This is a genomic window from Pseudonocardia kunmingensis (genome assembly GCF_006716445.1).
In the GTDB taxonomy this organism is placed as follows: Bacteria; Actinomycetota; Actinomycetes; order Mycobacteriales; family Pseudonocardiaceae; genus Pseudonocardia; species Pseudonocardia kunmingensis.
Map to the genome: position 1 here is coordinate 739,529 of NZ_VFPA01000004.1, position 16,686 is coordinate 756,214.

Sequence of the window (16,686 nt, forward strand, 5' to 3'; positions counted from 1 at the left end):
CGTCCGGCCGCTGCCCCCGACCTAGAGGGCGCGGCGGCCGGACAGCGCGCGGCCCAGGGTGAGCTCGTCGGCGAACTCGAGGTCGCCTCCCATGGGCAGCCCGGAGGCGAGCCGCGTGACCGTGAGCCCCGGGAAGTCCCGCAGCAACCGCACGAGGTAGGTGGCCGTGGCCTCGCCCTCGGTGTTGGGATCGGTCGCGATGATCACTTCGGCGATCTCGGTCTCGTCGGTGGCCGGACCGGTGCCACCGAGGCGGGCGAGCAGCTCCCGGATCCGCAGCGTGTCCGGGCCGACGCCGGCGAGCGGGTCGAGCGCTCCCCCCAGCACGTGGTAGCGGCCCTTGAACTCACGTGTGCGTTCCACCGCCAGCACGTCCTTGGGCTCCTCCACGACGCAGACCAGGGTGGGGTCGCGGCGGGCGTCGGAGCAGTACCGGCAGCGCTCCCGTTCGGAGACGTTGCCGCACACCTCGCAGAACCGGACCCCCTGCTTGACCTTCTGCAGGACGTCCTGGAGCCGTGAGACGTCCGCCGGATCGGCGGCGAGCAGGTGGAACGCGATCCGCTGCGCGCTCTTCGGACCGACGCCCGGCAGCCGGCCCAGCTCGTCGATCAGGTCCTGGACCGGTCCTTCGAACACGGCAGGAGAGTTCCCTAGCCCAGGCCGGGAAGGCCGAGGCCGCCCGCGGCGTCACCGAGGCCACCCGCCAGGGGGCCCATCTTCTCCGCCTGCAGCTCCTGCGCGGCGCGGGCGGCGTCCTGCATCGCCCCCACGAGGAGGTCCTGCAGCGTCTCGACGTCCTCGGGGTCGACGATCTGCGGGTCGATCCGCACGGCCCGCACCTCACCCGCGGCCGTGGTGGTGACCTGCACCAGCCCGTTGCCGGCCTGGCCCGTCACCTCCGTGGACGCCAGCTCGGCCTGGGCGGCGACGAGCTGCTCCTGCATCTTCTGCGCCTGCTGCAGGATCATCTGCATGTCAGGCTGACCCGGTTGCACCAGCGGTCTCCTCGCACCTCGTCCTCGCGCCGGCGCGGCCGGCTCCGCTGCCAGGCTAGTGCTTCCCGCCGGAGGTTCGTCGGGGGTATCGGTGGATCCAGCTTCTCGCTGGGCGTGCCGGCGGGCAGCCCTCGTACCGGGCGTACTCGGGCTGTCCGCCGGTGCGGCCAGCGGGGAGCTGGGCCGCCGAGACCCGTGGCGAACCTCCGGCGGGGAGCACTGGTGCTTCCCGCCGGAGGTTCGTCGGGGGTATCGGTGGATCCCTACGCGCCTGCGAGGCTGTCCGCGTGCGCACCCCCGGATGGGTCCTCCTGCTCGTCGCGGCCCTGACCGCCACCGGCTGCACCGGTGCGGCCGCCGCCATCCCCGCTGACGTCCCTGCCACCACCCCCGCCGCGGCCCCTCCCGTGGTCGTCCTCGATCCCGGGCACAACGGGCGCAACGGTGCCGAGCCGGCCGCGATCCGCCGCCCCGTCCCGGACGGCCGCGGCGGGACGAAGGCGTGCAACACCACCGGGACCGCCACCGACGCGGGGTACCCCGAGCACGCGTTCGCCTTCGACGTCGCCACCCGCGTGCGGCAGCAGCTCAGCGCGGCAGGCGTGCAGGTCGTGCTCACCCGCCCGGACGACGACGGCGTCGGCCCCTGCGTCGACGAACGCGGCCGGGCCGGGGAGGTCGCCGATGCCGCGGCCGTCGTGTCGATCCACGCGGACGGCGCCGCGCCCGGCGCCTCGGGCTTCCACGTGGCCTACTCCGCTCCCCCGCTGAACCCCGCGCAGGCCGGGCCGGCCCTGCAGCTCGCCCACCTGCTGCGCGACTCCCTGCGCGCGGGTGGCTTCCCGGACTCCGACTACATCGGCGACGACGCCCTCTCGGCCCGCGCCGACCTCGCCGGCCTGAACCACGCCACGCGCCCCACCGTCCTGGTCGAGTGCGCGAACATGCGCAACGCCGAGGAGGCCGCCCTCGTCTCCGCCCCCGAGGGCCGCGCCCGCTACGCCGCCGCGATCGCCGAGGGCGTGCTGGCGTTCCTGGGCCGGGAGGGCTGAGCCCGCGGGCCGGGTGAGCACCGGTCCAGGTCAGCGCCGCGCCGGGTTCGCGGCGCCTTGCCGCCGAGCCTCATGACCAGCGTGTCGGCGCGTTCGCGGGTCGAAATCGCCCGTTCTTGCGCCGAAGCACGGCTCCCACCCGGACGAACGGCACTCTCGTCGGTACCTAGCCGACGAAAGTGCCGTTCGTCATGCGAATCGCTTCCCCGAGCCCTAGCGCGGATCGATCGCCCGGGCGCCCAGCTGCGTGGTCAGGAGCTCGATCGCGGCCTCCTCCGGGTCGCGGCGCTCGGCGTCGTTCACGGGCACGGCGGCCTCCGCGAGCATCGCCTCCTCGTCGTCCTCCGGAGGGGCGTCGTCGTCGGGGGGCTCGGGCGGGAGGGGCACGCCGTCGTCCGGGGCACCACCCGTGGACCGCCGGACCGGCGGCGGGCGGTGGGACCGCGTCGGGGGCGGCCCGGCCTGCTGGCGCTGCTGCGGGGCGTCGCCGGGTGCAGGGCGACGCGGTGGGGTGCTGCGGCTCCCGCTCGACGGGGCCGGGGCCGGCGCCGGGGCGTCACCGTGCTCGCACCGCACCTGCCACCGGACTCCGAGGACGGTGTGCAGCGCGGCCGAGACGATGTCGGCGTTGCGCGGCTCCGACAGGCGCCGGGCGAGCGAGGGGGCACCGATCCCGAGCACGAGGGTGTCGCCCTGCACCGCCCGGACCGTGGCGTTGACGAGCATGGCCTCGATGCTGCGGCTCTGCGCCCGCGCGGCCGACAGCACCTCCGACCAGACCCGGCGCACCGCTGTGGCATCGAGGGCGGACGGCTCCCCCGCAGGGGGCTCGGCCACCGGCGCGGGCGACCGCGGCGGCGCCGACTCCCGCGCCCCCGACTCCGGCGCAGCCCGCTCCTGCGACGACGGCCCGTGCGCGGACGGCGGCGCGGTCGGTTGCGGCCCGGGCTGCCGGGGCGAGGACGGCTGCTGTCGCGCCGTCGGCTGCTGGGCGGGCGGCTGCGCGACGGGCCGCTGCTGGGCCGGCGACCGCGGCCCGGGTTCCTGCTGTCCGGCCGGCGGCTGCGGGCCGGGCGACTGCGGCGCGGCCGCCGCCGGCGAGGCCGGGGGCCGCTGTGGCGCCGACTGCGGCGCCTCCGGGCCGGGCGCCGCGGCACGGGGTGGCGGCCCTGGCGGCTCCTGGCCCGCGGAGCGGCCTCGTTCCTGCCCGGCGGGATCGGCCCCCGCGCCCGCGGTGACGGGGACCGGGCGGTCCCCCGCTCCCGACGCCGGGCCGGAGCTCGGCCTGCGGAAGGTGCGCCTGCCCTCGGCCTCGGGATCCGCGGCATCCTGGCCGCCCGGTGCCGCGGCGATCGCGTTGCGCCGCTCGAGCCGCTCCAACCGCTCCAGGAGGCCCGGTTCGGCCGTGGTGGCGGCGGGCAGCAGCATGCGGGCGCACAGCAGCTCGAGCAGCAGCCGCGGCGCGGTGGCGCCGCGCATCTCGGTGAGCCCGGTGTGCACGATCTCGCCGTACCGGGCGAGGGTGGCCGCGCCGATCTTGCCGGCCTGCTCGCTCATGCGCGCGATCTCGTCGTCGGCGGCCTCGACCAGCCCGCGCTCCGCGGCCTCCGGCACGGCCTGGAAGAGCACGAGGTCGCGCAGCCGCTGCAGGAGGTCGGCGGCGAAGCGGCGGGGGTCGTGCCCCGCCTCGACGAGCCGGTCGACGGCCTCGAACACCGCGGCCCGGTCGCCCGCGGCGAGCGCGTCGACCACGTCGTCGATCAGGGCGACGTCGGTGACGCCGAGGAGCGCCACCGCGCGCTCGTAGGTGACCCCTTCCGGGCCGGCGCCGGCGAGCAGCTGGTCGAGCACCGAGAGGGTGTCGCGCGCCGACCCGCCGCCTGCGCGCAGCACCAGCGGGTAGACCGGCGGCGCCACGACCGCGCCCTCGTCGGCGCAGATGCGCTCCAGCAGCTTGCGCAGCGTGCCCGGCGGGATCAGCCGGAACGGGTAGTGGTGGGTGCGGGAGCGGATCGTGGGCAGCACCTTGTCCGGCTCGGTGGTGGCGAACACGAACACCAGGTGCTCCGGCGGCTCCTCCACGATCTTCAGCAGGGCGTTGAAGCCCTGCGTGGTGATCATGTGCGCCTCGTCGACGATGAACACCCGGTAGCGCGACTCGGCGGGCGCGAAGAACGCGCGGTCACGCAGCTCGCGGGTGTCGTCGACACCGCCGTGGGAGGCGGCGTCCAGCTCGGTGACGTCGATGTTGCCCGGGCCGCCCGGCGCCAGCGAGACGCACGACGGGCAGGTGCCGCACGGGTCGGGCGTGGGGCCGCGCACGCAGTTGAGCGAGCGGGCGAGGATGCGCGCCGAGGACGTCTTCCCGCAGCCCCGCGGGCCCGAGAACAGGTACGCGTGGTTGATGCGCCCCGCCCCCAGAGCGGTGCTCAGCGGCTCGGTGACGTGTTCCTGCCCGACCACCTCGGCGAACTTCGCCGGGCGGTACTTGCGGTACAGAGCCAGCGCCACGACCGCGAGGCTACCCATCGCCACCGACGCTCCGGCACGGCATGGCACCCCCGGGACCGCCGGGCACGTCCGCGAGGCCGGCGTGCCCGTCCCGGTGGCGTCAGTGGTGGCGGTGGGGCTCCGAGGTCACCGCTCCCGCGCCGGGACGGGACCACTGGATGGTGGGCCGCCCGCCGGTCCACTCGTTCCCCACACCGTCCTCGTGAGCGCGCCAGAACCAGCCCGGGGCCTTGCCGTCGGGCCAGCCCTCAGGGGTGCCCTGCCAGGCTTCCACGCGGCCACGAACGGTCATGTCGAGCAGGGCGAGCGCGGGCATCGTCGCCTCGGCGCCCCGGCCGGTGACGGTGTTGGTGAGGAACACTCGGTCACCGTGGCGCAGGAAGCACGTCCAGGTGCCGAAGTCCTCGCCGCTCACGATCTCGTCCTCGACGTCGGCGACGGAGTACCAGTGGTGGGGGTAGCCCATGAACTCGACGAACGGCTCGAGCTCCTCGTAGGGCGCCTTGGCGAACACGGCGAACGAGACGCCCCGCGCGTGGAGGTAGGCCGGGTCCTGCACCGCGAAGTAGGTCAGGGTGCAGCCCTCGCACTGGTTCTCGGGCGGCTCGCCCGGGTGCCACATGTGCTTGTAGACGACGAGCTCCTCGCGGCCGTCGAACAGGTCGAGAAGGGGGCGCGGCCCGTCCGGCCCGATGACGGTGATGGTCGCGTCGACCTCCGTCATCGGCAGCCTGCGGCGGGCCGCGGCGATCGCGTCACCCTCCCGGGTGTGCGCCTTCTCCCGCACCAGCAGCTCGTCGCGGGAGGCCTGCCAGGCTTCGCGGTCGACGATCGGCGGGACGGCGACGGCGGGCGTCGTCCCGTGGTCGGTGGTGCGGTCCACGCGCGCTCCGGTCATGTCCTGCTCCCTCTCTCGGACGGGCTCCACCGGTACAGACCGGCGCGACCACCGGAAGTCATCGGTGGCAGCGGCAGCGGAGAGGCACGGAGGCCGCAGGTCCGAGGGGGTTTCGACGAGCGGGCCCGTGAGCGGGACCCGGGTCGGGACGAAAGGGGACCCCGCGCACCCGCCAGAGCCCGTTGACCCTTGCTGCCTTCCGGCCCTGGGGGAGTTCACAGGATGGACGCCGCGCGGGGTCCGGGGACGAGTGTAGACGGGTCGCGAGCGCCGCGAGCGACCCGTCTATGCTTCACGGCGGAGGATTCGCCTAGTGGCCTATGGCGCACGCTTGGAAAGCGTGTTGGGTTCACGCCCTCGCGGGTTCGAATCCCGCATCCTCCGCCGCTGTGAGCAGCAGGAACGCCCGGGAGCCGGTGTCACCGGCACCCGGGCGTTCCCCTTCGGTCCCGGTTGCGGTCTCGGCACGAAGCGGCGCGACTGGTGCCCGCTCGGGCGGGCCGCTGGTCCGGTGCGCCGAACGGGGCGATGCAACCCGACGAGCTCGGCCTGCCATCGCACGCCTCGACGACAGCCCGCGGACGTGACGGTGCCGACATACTCCCGACCGTGGATGATCAGGACCAGGACGCCCCTCTGACCGGGGGGCGGATGACGCCCGGTGTTGTACGCCGCCGTGACACTGTTCGTCGACCACTCGGCCCGTGGTCCCCTGCCGTCCACGAGCTGCTCCGCCACGTGGAGGCCACCGGGTTCGATGGCGCTCCGCGCGTCATCGCGGTCGAGGAGTCGACCGAGGTCCTGACCTACATCGATGGCGACGTCCCGGCGGATCCTGGTTGGCAGCCGGGCATGCCGAGTCGACTTCCCGCGTACGTGCTGTCCGACGACGCGATCATCGCGACCGGTGAGCTCCTGCGCCGGCTCCACGACACCCTTGACGGCTTCAGGCCAACGGAGACCAGCTACCGCTTCCATCCGCATCCGCCCGGCCGAGACGAGATCGTCTCCCACGGGGACCTCGGGCCCTGGAACACCGTCTACCGGGGAGGCTTGCCCGTGGCCTTCATCGACTGGGACTCCGCACAACCCACGGAGCCGCTCATCGAGCTCGCCTCGGCTGCGTGGTCCTTCATCCCGTTGGGCCCCAACGAGCCGCCGGGGGGCGAGCAGCGGCGGTTGAGGTTGCTCGTCGACGCCTACGGACTGGACGACCGGCCCTCGATCATCACGGCGTTGAAGGACTGCAAGCTGATCTCTGTCCAGCAGTTCCGCCATTGGAACCTCCGTCCAGCTGACTCCGCCTCCGCCCTGGAGTACCGCGCTGCCGAGCTCCGCTGGCTCCAGACGGTGGTCGGCGACCTCTCCGCCGCCCTCTGAGCGATCTACTGGCATGGCAGCCGGTCGCGCGTGTCCGAGGTGATCGCCAGGAGTGGTGTCAGGGCGACAGATCTGTCGCCCTGACACCATTTCCGCCGATCATGAGACGCCGACGTTCCCCGAACGCCCGTCACCGGCGCCGGAGCAGGACGTCGGCGATGGCGACCTGGGTGGGCTCGAGCACCTCCTTGCCGTCCTCGACGTCCCACAGGGCGTTCTGCAGGATCCGGCCCAGCGTCCAGCCGACCGCCCGCTGCCGGTCCACGCCGGCGGCCTCGGTGAGCAGGTCGAAGCGCCGGAGGACCGCTCGGTCGACGTCGCCCGTCGCCTCGACCGCGTCCCACCGGCTGGTCAGCGCCGGCAGCAGGTCGAAGCCGGGGTCGCCGACCAGCGGCTCGGGGTCGATGGCGAGCCACGGCTCCCGCTCGGCGGCGAGCACGTTGTCGTAGTGCAGGTCCCAGTGCAGCAACCGGTCCCCCGGCTCGCCGATGAGCTCCGCCACGGCGGACGCGCACGTGTCCAGGAGCCGCTTCCCGGCGGGATCGCGGAGCGTCCTCGCCGCGCGCGGTGCCTCGTCCAGCATCACGGCGGCGACGTCGGCCAGGTGGCGCAGGCCCGGCGGCGCGGGTACCGCCACCAGCCGGGACAGCAGCCCGGCGAGGATCTGCAGCGCCTCGCCGTCGTCGGCCACGCCGGACAACGCCCGGTGCGCGTCCAACCGCTCCAGCAGCATCGCGCCGGAGCCGGGATCGCCGGCCAGCAGGCGCACGATCCCGTCGCCGTCCCATGCGCGCAGCCCGGTCACCGCGGCCGTGGTCTCCTCGCGCGGCTCCTGGAGCTTGAGCGCCGCCTGCGTGCCGTCGGCGCGGACCACCGGGAGGACGACCGACGCCATGCCGTGGGCGGTCGGCCCGTCCGGGCGCAGCGCCCAACGGTCGAGCACGTCCGCGGTCAGCCCGGGCAGGCCACGGAGCCACCGGCGGGCGGACGGCCCTTGCGCGGCGTAGGACGCCGCGAAGGCGTGGGGCACATCGAAGATCACAGCTTCTCCTTCGTGGGGTCGGATCGTCACGAAGGAGACGAGGGAGGTGCCCGGCTCCGGGGCGGTGGTCAGCGCATGTCGATGACCCTACCGGCCCGGACGCGCCTCGGTCCGGCCCTGCTGACCGGCCAACGCGTGGCCGGTGCGCCCGACGGCGTCGAGCTGGCGGCGCAGGCCGCCCACCACGACGTCGAGCCCCTCCTCCAGCTCCTGGAGCCCGTCGTAGGCGACCAGCTCGGCGGCGAGCGAACGGAGACGGGGGAACTCCCGCAGGGGGAGGCGGTGCAGTCCGAGCCGCAGCAGGTCGTCGGCCTCCTCCGGGTCGTGCACCCGTTCCTGCAGCTCGTTGAGCACGTGCCCGTGCAGGAAGCCCATGTAGAGCCGGTACGCGTGCAGAGCCCCCCGTTCGTCGAACCCCGCCCTGATGAACAGCTCGAGCAGGTCCTCGAGCGGGCGCAGGGTGCCGAGCGGCCGCAGGGCCAGTGGCGTGGCGAGCGGCCGGGTCACGAGCAGCGGCACCACGTGCGGGTGCGCCAGCGCGATGGCCCGGAACCGGTGGGCCGTGCGGCGCAGCACCTCCTCCCAGTCGGCGGCCTCGCGCGCGGGGATCCGCAGCTCACCGAGCACGAGCTCGACGACGCCGTCGAGCAGCTCGTCCTTGCTCGACGCGAAGCGGTACAGCCGCATCGGGTCGCGACCGAGCGCCTTGCCGATGCGGCGCATGGACAGCGCATCCGCCCCGTCGGCGTCGATGAGTCGCAACGCGGTGCTGAGGACTTCCTCGCGGGTCAACGCCGGGCGGCGACGCGTCCCCTCCTGCGTGTTGCCCGTCATCTCGCCCTTCGTCCCGTTGAGAAACCCATCGCTACAACGTAGTGTCTACACCGTAGCGCTACAGTTGGGCGGCCTAGGAGCCGGTGACCCGCTTGCTGTGATCGCGCCCCACCCACCCCGAGGAGAAACCCCACTGTGACGATCTCGACCGCCCCGGAGCGCGCCGGCCCGAAACCCGTCCTGGACGGACGACGAGCGCACGGCGAGAGCGCCCTCGTCCACGTCTTCGTCATCCTCCCGATGCTCGCGCTGGTCGCGGCCGTGCCGTTCGCCTGGGGCTGGGGCCTCAGCTGGCTCGACATCGGCCTCGCGGTCGGCTTCTACCTGCTCTCCGGCTTCGGGGTGACGGTGGGCTTCCACCGCTACTTCACGCATCGCTCCTTCGCGGCCAACCGGGGCCTGCGCAACGGCCTGGCCATCGCCGGCAGCCTCGCCCTGCAGGGGGACGTCATCACCTGGGTGGCCGACCACCGCCGCCACCACGCCTACTCCGACAAGGAGGGCGACCCGCACTCGCCGTGGCTGTTCGGCACCACGCCCGCCGCGCTGGCCAAGGGCTTCTGGCACGCCCACACCGGCTGGCTCTTCGGCAAGGACCGCACGAACGCCGCCCGCTTCACCCCGGACCTGCTCGCCGACCGCGACATCGCCCGCATCAGCCGGCATTTCCCGCTCTGGACGGTCGTCAGCCTGCTCGCTCCGGCGCTCGTGGGCGGTCTCGCAACGATGTCGTGGTGGGGAGCGCTCACCGCGTTCTTCTGGGCCGGGCTCGTCCGGGTCGCCGTCCTGCACCACGTCACGTGGTCGATCAACTCGATCTGCCACATGCTGGGCGAACGCCCGTTCGCCAGCCGGGACAAGGCGGGCAACGTGTGGCCGCTGGCGATCCTGTCCATGGGCGAGTCGTGGCACAACCTGCACCACGCCGACCCCACCTGCGCCCGCCACGGCGTGCGGCGCGGCCAGATCGACATGTCGGCCCGCGTCATCTGGGCCTTCGAGAAGCTCGGCTGGGCCACCGAGGTCCGCTGGCCGACGGCGTCGCGCCTGGCCCGCCTCGCCCGCGCCGACACCCCATCGGTGCCGGCCCCGCAGTGACCGACCTCGGCGTCCGGTCGGCCGACCGGACGCCGCACGGCAGGAAGGAGACGCACGTGCCGGTTCCCGACGACCTCATGACGGCGTTCGCCTCGCTCGACCGCGCCCGGCTCACCAGGATGAGCGAGAGCGCCCGCGTGCAGCAGCTCGACGCCCGGCAGGCGCTCCTCGACTACACCGAGGCGCTGTGGCAGGACGTGCGGCGGGCAGGTGAACGCCCCGCGGTGGGCGAGAAGTACCAGGCGCTCGCGACCGTCCGCGAGGTGGCCCGCGCGCTGACCGCGGTGGCGTTCGACGCCGTCTACGACCGGCCGCCCTCCTGAGCTGCGACTGAGGGCCGCCGTCACGCCCGCCGCAGCGCCCAGGCGAGCCACGCCCCACCGCCGACGGCCAGCACCGCGCCCGGCACCACCGAGGCGACCGCGACCAGCATGATCCCGAGGGCGAGCGCGCACGCGGCACCGCAGAGGTGCAGGACGAGGGCCAGGGGCACCTGGCCAGCATGCCCGAGGAACGGCCGGTCAGACCGGTCACCACCGCGGGACGGCGGCACCGCCGCGTCGTAACCTGTGTTCGGGCCCGCAGCCGCGGCACCCCCGGACGAGGGACGTCGTACCCGGCACGACAAGACGACGCTCAGCACCCTGTCGGCAGGACGGGGTGGGAGGTGTGCGTCATGGCGTGGATCGTGTTGGTCGTCTCGGGCGTCCTGGAGACCGTGTGGGCGGCGGCGTTGAGCCGCTCGGAGGGTTTCAGCAGGCTCGGGCCGTCGCTCGTCTTCGGCGTCGCGCTCGTGCTGAGCATGGCGGGGCTGGCCTACGCGCTGCGCGAGATCCCGGTCGGCAGCGGTTACGCCGTTTGGGTGGGGATCGGTGCTGTGGGCACCGCGCTCTACGGGATGGTGGCGCTCGGCGAACCCGCCACCGCGATGCGGTTGTTGTGCCTGGTGGCGATCGTCGGCGGGGTCGTCGGACTCAAGTTCCTGCACTAGCGGCCGGTGTGCGCCGATCAGGCGACGATCACAGAATGTCGCGTGGGTAACGCATCGCGGGGATCACGATCGGGCACTCCCGGACCAGCGGGTCGTCAGAGCGGCCCAGGGGCACTCAGGAGGAACCGTGACCGTCACAGGAATCATCAGCGCGCTCGTCGTCGGCATCATCGTCGGGGCACTCGGCCGGCTGGTCGTACCCGGCAAGCAGAACATCCCGATCTGGCTGACCATCGTCATCGGCATCATCGCCGCGTTCATCGGCACGTTCATCGCCGGGGCGATCGGGTTGTCCACCGCGGGATTCTCGATCTGGGAGCTGCTCGTCCAGGTCGTGGTCGCCGCGCTCGGGGTGTTCCTCGTCGCAGGCGCCTACGGCCGCCGCGGCGTACGCCACTGACACCAGCACGACCGACGCCGGGTCCACCTCCGCGGTGGGCCCGGCGTCGTCGTGTCCGGGGGCGGACGAGGCATGATCGGTCCGAGCCCGACCTGCGACAGGAGAACGATGCCGACACCACCCACCTTCGACGACGTGCGGGCGGCCGCGGAGCGGATCCGCGGGCACGCGCACCGCACGCCGGTGCTGACATCGCGGCGCGTGGACGAGGAGGTCGGGGCGCGGCTGTACTTCAAGTGCGAGAACTTCCAGCGGATGGGGGCGTTCAAGTTCCGCGGCGCCTTCAACGCGCTCTCGCGCCTGGACGCCGACCAGGGGCGAGCCGGCGTGGTGGCCTACTCCTCGGGCAACCACGCGCAGGCCGTCGCGCTGGCGGCGCGCATCCTCGGCATCCCGTCCACGATCGTCATGCCGTACGACGCCCCGGAGGCCAAGGTCGCGGCGACGATCGGGTACGGCGCGTCCGTCGTGCGCTACGACCGCTACACCGAGGACCGCGAGGAGATCGGCCGCACGCTGGCCGCGGACGGCGGGCTCGCGCTCGTCCCGCCGTACGACCACGCGGACGTGATGGCGGGCCAGGGCACCGCCACGCTCGAGCTGCTCGAGGACGTCGGCGAGCTGGACGCGCTGTTCGTCTGCCTGGGCGGTGGGGGCCTGCTCTCGGGAGCGGCGCTCGCGGCGCGGGCGCTCTCACCGTCCTGCCGGATCGTGGGCGTGGAGCCGGAGGCCGGTGACGACGGCCTCCGGTCGCTGCGCAGCGGCTCCATCGTCCACATCGACACCCCGGTCACCATCGCCGACGGCGCGCAGACCCAGCACCTCGGCGTCCTCCCCTTCGAGATCATCCGGCGCGACGTGGACGACATCGTCACGGCGAGCGACGCGGAGCTCGTGGCGGCGATGCGCGTGTTCGCGTCGACGATGAAGATCGTCGTGGAGCCGACGGGCTGCCTGGCCTTCGCCGCCGTGCGCCGGCTGCGGGACGAGCTCGCCGGGCAGCGCGTCGGGGTGGTCGTGAGCGGCGGGAACATCGACCTCGCCCGCTTCGCGGCGCTGGTCGGCGAGGCGTAGCGCGGACGAGCGGACGGGCCCTAAGCTCCGCGATCATCCGATCGACGGGGACCGCGATGCCATCGTTGCGCGTACTGGCCGCCGCCGCGGCGCTGCTGCTCTGCGGGGGGTGCGCGACCACCGAGGCGCCTCCTGCGGCTCCCGCCGCCGCGCCGGCGCCCGCGCACTGCGCGGAGACGACCGCCACGCCGACCGGGGAACGCCCGCCCGCCCTGGCGTCCTCCACCAGCGGCTGGTTCGGGCAGGACGACCTGTGGGTCGGCCTGCCGGACTACCCGCCCGCGGCCCAGGGGGACGCCCTCGTGCTGCGCTTCCCCGTGGTCACGCTCGACGACGGGGCGCCGACGGACGAGCGGGGCGCGCCGGTCGTCACCGCCGAGCGGGTGGACGCCGCGGGCGAGGCACCGGGCCAGGTCGGGGCGTTCGCCCACGCGTACGGCACCGGGGAGCTGTCGTTCTGGCCGGCGTCGGTCGTCTTCCCGGATCCCGGCTGCTGGGCCGTGACCGGCCTGCTGGGGACCGCGTCCCTGCAGTTCACGGTGGCGGTGGCCGCGCCGTGACGGGTCAGGCGCGGGCGTCCTCGGTGAGCTCGACCGGGAGCGCGTCGACGCCGAACACGAAGGACAGCTTCCGGAACGACAGCTGCGAGGTGTCGGTGCCGAGCCGGATCCCGGGGAAGCGCCGCACCAGCGCCGGGTAGGCGGCGCGCAGCTCCATCCGGGCCAGCTCGGCGCCGATGCAGCGGTGCAGCCCGTGGCCGAAGGCGAGGTGGGGCCGGGCGGCGCGGGCCGGGTCGAACCGCTCCAGCTCCCCGTCGGCGCCGTCGCGGTTCGCGCCGCTGAGGGAGCAGAGCACGATGTCGCCCTCCTCGATCGTCCGGTCGCCGATGCGGACCCGTTCCCGGGCGAACCGGGGGAACGCCACCTGCACGACGGTGAGGTAGCGCAGCAGCTCGTCGACGAACGGGTCCACCGCGTCGTCGCGGTCGCGGATCGCGTCGCGGCTCTCGGGGTGCCGCAGCAGCACGATCGTGCCCAGGGCCAGCATGCTGGCGGTGGTCTCGAGCCCGCCGGTGAGCAGCCCGTCGGCGAGGCCGGCGAGCTCGTGGTCGGAGATGTCGTCGCCATGCTCGCGCACGAGCCTGCCCAGCAGCCCGTCCCCGGGCTCCACGCGCTGCTTCTGCACGATCTGCAGCAGGTACTCCATCGACTCCGAGATCGCACCGAGCGACCCGTTGACCCCGCCCAGCAGGTCGAACCGGGTGGTGCTCAGCCGCTGGAACTCGGCGCGGTCGGAGTAGGGCACGCCGAGCAGCTCGCAGATCGTGAGCGACGGGATCGGCAACGCGAAGCTCTGCACCAGGTCGACCGGCCTGCCGGCCGCGGCGGCCGCGGCCATCTCGTCCAGCTGACCGTCCACGATGGCCTCGATGCGCGGGCCGAGCCTGCGCAGCCGGTGCCCGGTGAACTCGGGCGTGAGCAGCTTGCGCAACCGGGTGTGGTCGGGTGGGTCGGTGAAGCCGAGGCCACCGGGGTTCTGCTCGGCGGTGATCCCGACGGTGCCGATGAGGTTGGTGAAGTCGTTGCTGAAGGAGCTGCCGGCGGCGAGCACCGCCCTCGTCTCCTCGTAACCGGTGACCAGCCAGGCCCGCAGCCCGAACGGCAGCTTCATCCGGCTCACCGGCTCGGCCGCGCGCCGCCGCCCGAGCTCGGCCACCGGGTCGAGCCCGTCGCGCTGCAGCGGCACGAGCGCCGAGTCGGGCAGCATCGACAGCAGCGCGTCGGTGTCCCCCGAGCTCTTCCTCCGCCCCAGGCGCAGCCGTGCGAGCGTTCGGATGATGCGTGCCCGGGCCCCCCGCATGCGGGCGACTCTATGCAGGAACCGCGCCCCCGTGTCGAGGGCGTCCGGTGCTGTCGTCGGTGAGGAACCCGGTCAGCGCGGCGGCCAGCTCGTCGGGGGCCCCTCGGCCATGTGGTGGCCGCTCTCGATCGCGCCCCCGCCGCGCAGGTCGGTGGCCCAGTCCCGCCAGACGTCGCGGGGGTCCCTTGAGAGCGTCCCCATGCCGTCCCGGCTGGACCACCCGTCCCCGCTCGCGACGCCCGTGCCAGCATCGCGGCATCCACCTCCAGCTGACAGGGGCCCCGATGTCCACCCAGGACCGGCCACGGCCGATGTTCAGCCGCTACTACGCCCGGCTCAGCGAGCGCCTCGACGCCGAAGGGCTCGGCGCGCTGCGAGCCGAGCTGCTGGCCGGCCTGACCGGCCAGGTCGTGGAGATCGGCTGCGGCAACGGGCGCAACTTCGCCCACTACCCGCCGGCGGTGACGGGCGTGGTCGCCGTCGAGCCCGAGCCGTACCTGCGCGAGCTCGCCACGCGGGCCGCGGCCGGTGCCGCGGTGCCGATCAGCGTCCGCCCGGGCACCGCGGCACGGCTACCGCTGCCCGACGGCGGCGCCGACGCCGCGGTGCTGTGCCTCGTCATGTGCTCGCTGCCGGACCGGGCGGCGGCACTGGCCGAGGTCCGACGCGTGCTGCGCCCGGGGGGCACGCTGCGGTTCCTCGAGCACACCCTCGCCGGTACCCGCGGCCTGCGGATCGCGCAGCGCGTCGCCGACGCGACGCTCTGGCCGCTGCTCACGGGCGGGTGCCACACGGCCACCGAGCCCGTCGCCGAGATCGAACGGGCCGGTTTCGAGATCACGCGACTGCGCCGGTTGCGCTTCCCCGACAGACGCCTCACCCAGCCGTCGACGCCGCACGTCCTCGGCCGGGCCCGCTCCCCCCGCCCCTGAGCAGAACGCCCCCGCCGGCGTGCCGGGTTCACGCCTGCCGATCTGCCTGGCGATCGGGCGGTGTGATCGACAGGATGCGCGCATGACGAGCGACGAGCCGCCGGGCTGCGTGACCGTTTCCGGGATGCCGGGGATGGCTTCTCGGCGTGCCCTGCTGCCGCGGTCGACACCGGCCGCCGCGGGGGTGTCGTCCCGCGCGGTCGCCGCGCTGCTGGACCGGCTCGACGCGCGATCCATCGAATGCCACTCCCTCATGGTGGTACGCCGCGGCCACGTCCTCGCTGAAGGCTGGTGGGCGCCGTACTCGGCCGAACGCCCGCACCTGCTCTACTCGCTGACCAAGTCGTTCACCTCGGTCGCCGTCGGGATGGCGATCGCCGACGGGCTGCTCTCGCCGGACGACCGGGTGGTGGACGTACTGCCCGACCACGTTCCGGCCGGCGTCTCCGAGCAGGGACGCCGCATCACCGTCCACCACCTGCTGTCCATGACGGCCGGACACGGCACGGACAGCCTCGACGAGGCCTGGCACCTGGAACCGGGCGACCTGGTCAAGGGCTTCCTGTGGGTCCCGTTCACCGACGCCGAGGGAACCCGGCACACCTACGACAACGCGACCACGTTCGTCCTGGCCCGGATGGTGGAACGGGTCACGGGCCACGGCCTGCCGGAGTTCCTCGACGAGCGCCTCTTCACGCCCATGGGTGTCGACCACGCTGAGTGGGACCGGGTGGCCGGCGGTGCCGCCTTCGGGTTCCACGGGCTGCACCTCACCACCGAGGCCGTCGCCGCGTTCGGCGAGCTGCTGCTGCGCGGAGGCCGCTGGGGCGAGCGACAGCTCGTCCCGCGCGAGTGGGTGGAGCTCGCCACCAGACGGCACGTCGACACGCTGCCTCCCGCGGACGGAGCCGGGAACCCCGACTTCCTGTGCGGTTACGGGTACCAGTTCTGGATGTCGAGGCACGGCTACCACGGGAACGGGTCCTTCGGCCAGCAATGCGTGGTCGTCCCGTCGCACGATCTCGTGGTCGCCGTGACCAGCGGCCACCCGAACGAGGACTCGCCTGCCCAGGTCGTGCACGACGCAATCCGGGAGTGCCTGCTGCCCGGTGTGGACCTGGCAGGTGGTGCCGGCGACGGCGGCTCGCCGGATGACGAGCTCCTCGCCGAGCGGCTGCGCCGGCTGTCGTTCGCGCCCGTGGCGGGCTCGGCCGAGCCGGGACTCCCCGTCACGGCGAGGCTCGACGCCTCCGCCGAGGACTCGCCGCTGCCCGACGGGACCAGGGTGGTCGTCGAACCCGTCGATGGTGGCTGGCTCCTGCGACTCGGCTCGGGCCTCGACATCGAGGCAGGCCACGGCCAGTGGCGGGAGAGCTCGCCGCTCGGGCGCCCCGTCGTCGCGGCCGGCGCCTGGCAGGGCAGCACGTTCGTCGCCGAGCTCTACGTCATCACCACCCCGCACCGGGTCCGGCTGGTGGTCGACGCCGAGGCGCAGACGGCGGTGGCGACGTGGAGCACCGTGCCCCTGACCGGCCCCGGCCTCGAACTGCACCTGACGTCGCCGTTGATGACACGGCCCGACGTCGCGTAGGTGCGAGGTTCCCCCTGTTCTCCGG

At 73.9% G+C, this 16,686-nt stretch carries 19 protein-coding genes, 1 tRNA gene, 1 other RNA gene and 1 riboswitch; of the genes, 11 read left to right on the top strand and 10 right to left on the bottom strand.

The window, feature by feature from the left end; translation table 11 throughout:
* Positions 1 to 21 precede the first annotated feature (21 nt).
* Together recR and FB558_RS33310 are read right to left on the bottom strand one after the other, a co-directional pair.
* Positions 22 to 639 (bottom strand): recombination mediator RecR, encoded by a 618-nt coding sequence (gene recR / locus FB558_RS33305; RefSeq protein WP_142060395.1) that lies wholly within the window; start codon positions 637 to 639, stop codon positions 22 to 24.
* Positions 640 to 653: 14 nt separating this feature from the next.
* Complete coding sequence (locus FB558_RS33310; RefSeq protein ID WP_246106932.1) at positions 654 to 998, bottom strand: YbaB/EbfC family nucleoid-associated protein; 345 nt, start codon at positions 996 to 998, stop codon at positions 654 to 656.
* Between the two features lie 287 nt (positions 999 to 1,285).
* On the opposite strand from FB558_RS33310, the gene FB558_RS33315 reads away from it, so the two are divergent.
* Entirely contained in the window at positions 1,286 to 2,050 is a 765-nt protein-coding gene (locus FB558_RS33315; protein ID WP_425468119.1) for an N-acetylmuramoyl-L-alanine amidase, read from the top strand.
* 213 nt (positions 2,051 to 2,263) lie between these two features.
* On the opposite strand, the gene FB558_RS33320 is transcribed toward FB558_RS33315, so the two are convergent.
* The 3 genes from FB558_RS33320 to ffs form a co-directional block, all read right to left on the bottom strand.
* Complete coding sequence (locus tag FB558_RS33320; RefSeq protein ID WP_142060397.1) at positions 2,264 to 4,561, bottom strand: DNA polymerase III subunit gamma and tau; 2,298 nt, start codon at positions 4,559 to 4,561, stop codon at positions 2,264 to 2,266.
* A gap of 100 nt (positions 4,562 to 4,661) precedes the next feature.
* Positions 4,662 to 5,459 (bottom strand): DUF899 family protein, encoded by a 798-nt coding sequence (locus FB558_RS33325; RefSeq protein WP_142060399.1) that lies wholly within the window; start codon positions 5,457 to 5,459, stop codon positions 4,662 to 4,664.
* 150 nt (positions 5,460 to 5,609) lie between these two features.
* Positions 5,610 to 5,704, bottom strand: an RNA gene (gene ffs, locus FB558_RS33330) — signal recognition particle sRNA small type.
* Positions 5,705 to 5,758: 54 nt separating this feature from the next.
* On the opposite strand from ffs, the gene FB558_RS33335 reads away from it, so the two are divergent.
* Positions 5,759 to 5,843, top strand: a tRNA-Ser gene (locus FB558_RS33335).
* 354 nt (positions 5,844 to 6,197) lie between these two features.
* Entirely contained in the window at positions 6,198 to 6,839 is a 642-nt protein-coding gene (locus tag FB558_RS33340; protein WP_170231645.1) for a phosphotransferase, read from the top strand.
* Between the two features lie 130 nt (positions 6,840 to 6,969).
* Here FB558_RS33340 and FB558_RS33345 read toward each other — a convergent pair whose 3' ends face one another.
* On the bottom strand, positions 6,970 to 7,881 hold the full coding sequence (locus FB558_RS33345) for an aminoglycoside phosphotransferase family protein (protein ID WP_246106933.1): 912 nt from the start codon (positions 7,879 to 7,881) through the stop codon (positions 6,970 to 6,972).
* An 87-nt stretch (positions 7,882 to 7,968) separates the two neighbouring features.
* On the bottom strand, positions 7,969 to 8,715 hold the full coding sequence (locus FB558_RS33350; RefSeq protein ID WP_142060402.1) for a TetR/AcrR family transcriptional regulator: 747 nt from the start codon (positions 8,713 to 8,715) through the stop codon (positions 7,969 to 7,971).
* Between the two features lie 135 nt (positions 8,716 to 8,850).
* Between FB558_RS33350 and FB558_RS33355 the strand changes: the two genes are divergently transcribed.
* Together FB558_RS33355 and FB558_RS33360 are read left to right on the top strand one after the other, a co-directional pair.
* Positions 8,851 to 9,813 (top strand): acyl-CoA desaturase, encoded by a 963-nt coding sequence (locus tag FB558_RS33355; RefSeq protein WP_246106934.1) that lies wholly within the window; start codon positions 8,851 to 8,853, stop codon positions 9,811 to 9,813.
* 56 nt (positions 9,814 to 9,869) lie between these two features.
* Positions 9,870 to 10,136, top strand: a complete 267-nt coding sequence (locus tag FB558_RS33360; protein WP_142060404.1) for a hypothetical protein — start codon at positions 9,870 to 9,872, stop codon at positions 10,134 to 10,136.
* Between the two features lie 20 nt (positions 10,137 to 10,156).
* On the opposite strand, the gene FB558_RS43540 is transcribed toward FB558_RS33360, so the two are convergent.
* Complete coding sequence (locus FB558_RS43540) at positions 10,157 to 10,306, bottom strand: hypothetical protein (RefSeq protein WP_170231646.1); 150 nt, start codon at positions 10,304 to 10,306, stop codon at positions 10,157 to 10,159.
* Between the two features lie 86 nt (positions 10,307 to 10,392).
* A riboswitch (guanidine-III (ykkC-III) riboswitch) is annotated at positions 10,393 to 10,452 on the top strand.
* A gap of 37 nt (positions 10,453 to 10,489) precedes the next feature.
* Here FB558_RS43540 and FB558_RS33365 point away from each other — a divergent pair.
* The 4 genes from FB558_RS33365 (at position 10,490) to FB558_RS33380 (ending at position 12,838) form a co-directional block, all read left to right on the top strand.
* Positions 10,490 to 10,804, top strand: coding sequence for a DMT family transporter (locus FB558_RS33365; RefSeq protein WP_142060406.1), 315 nt, complete (start codon positions 10,490 to 10,492; stop codon positions 10,802 to 10,804).
* Between the two features lie 127 nt (positions 10,805 to 10,931).
* On the top strand, positions 10,932 to 11,204 hold the full coding sequence (locus FB558_RS33370; protein ID WP_142060408.1) for a GlsB/YeaQ/YmgE family stress response membrane protein: 273 nt from the start codon (positions 10,932 to 10,934) through the stop codon (positions 11,202 to 11,204).
* 108 nt (positions 11,205 to 11,312) lie between these two features.
* Positions 11,313 to 12,278: a threo-3-hydroxy-L-aspartate ammonia-lyase gene (locus FB558_RS33375; protein ID WP_142060410.1), complete on the top strand. Its 966-nt coding sequence runs from the start codon at positions 11,313 to 11,315 to the stop codon at positions 12,276 to 12,278.
* Between the two features lie 56 nt (positions 12,279 to 12,334).
* The gene (locus FB558_RS33380) at positions 12,335 to 12,838 is read left to right on the top strand and encodes a hypothetical protein (protein ID WP_142060412.1); all 504 of its coding nucleotides are present in this window, start codon (positions 12,335 to 12,337) and stop codon (positions 12,836 to 12,838) included.
* 4 nt (positions 12,839 to 12,842) lie between these two features.
* On the opposite strand, the gene FB558_RS33385 is transcribed toward FB558_RS33380, so the two are convergent.
* Complete coding sequence (locus FB558_RS33385) at positions 12,843 to 14,138, bottom strand: cytochrome P450 (RefSeq protein WP_142060414.1); 1,296 nt, start codon at positions 14,136 to 14,138, stop codon at positions 12,843 to 12,845.
* 72 nt (positions 14,139 to 14,210) lie between these two features.
* Positions 14,211 to 14,339: a hypothetical protein gene (locus FB558_RS45350; RefSeq protein WP_281288708.1), complete on the bottom strand. Its 129-nt coding sequence runs from the start codon at positions 14,337 to 14,339 to the stop codon at positions 14,211 to 14,213.
* Between the two features lie 83 nt (positions 14,340 to 14,422).
* On the opposite strand from FB558_RS45350, the gene FB558_RS33390 reads away from it, so the two are divergent.
* Both FB558_RS33390 and FB558_RS33395 read left to right on the top strand, forming a co-directional pair.
* On the top strand, positions 14,423 to 15,070 hold the full coding sequence (locus FB558_RS33390; protein ID WP_142060416.1) for a class I SAM-dependent methyltransferase: 648 nt from the start codon (positions 14,423 to 14,425) through the stop codon (positions 15,068 to 15,070).
* 82 nt (positions 15,071 to 15,152) lie between these two features.
* Complete coding sequence (locus tag FB558_RS33395) at positions 15,153 to 16,661, top strand: serine hydrolase domain-containing protein (RefSeq protein WP_211367016.1); 1,509 nt, start codon at positions 15,153 to 15,155, stop codon at positions 16,659 to 16,661.
* Positions 16,662 to 16,686: the final 25 nt, after the last annotated feature.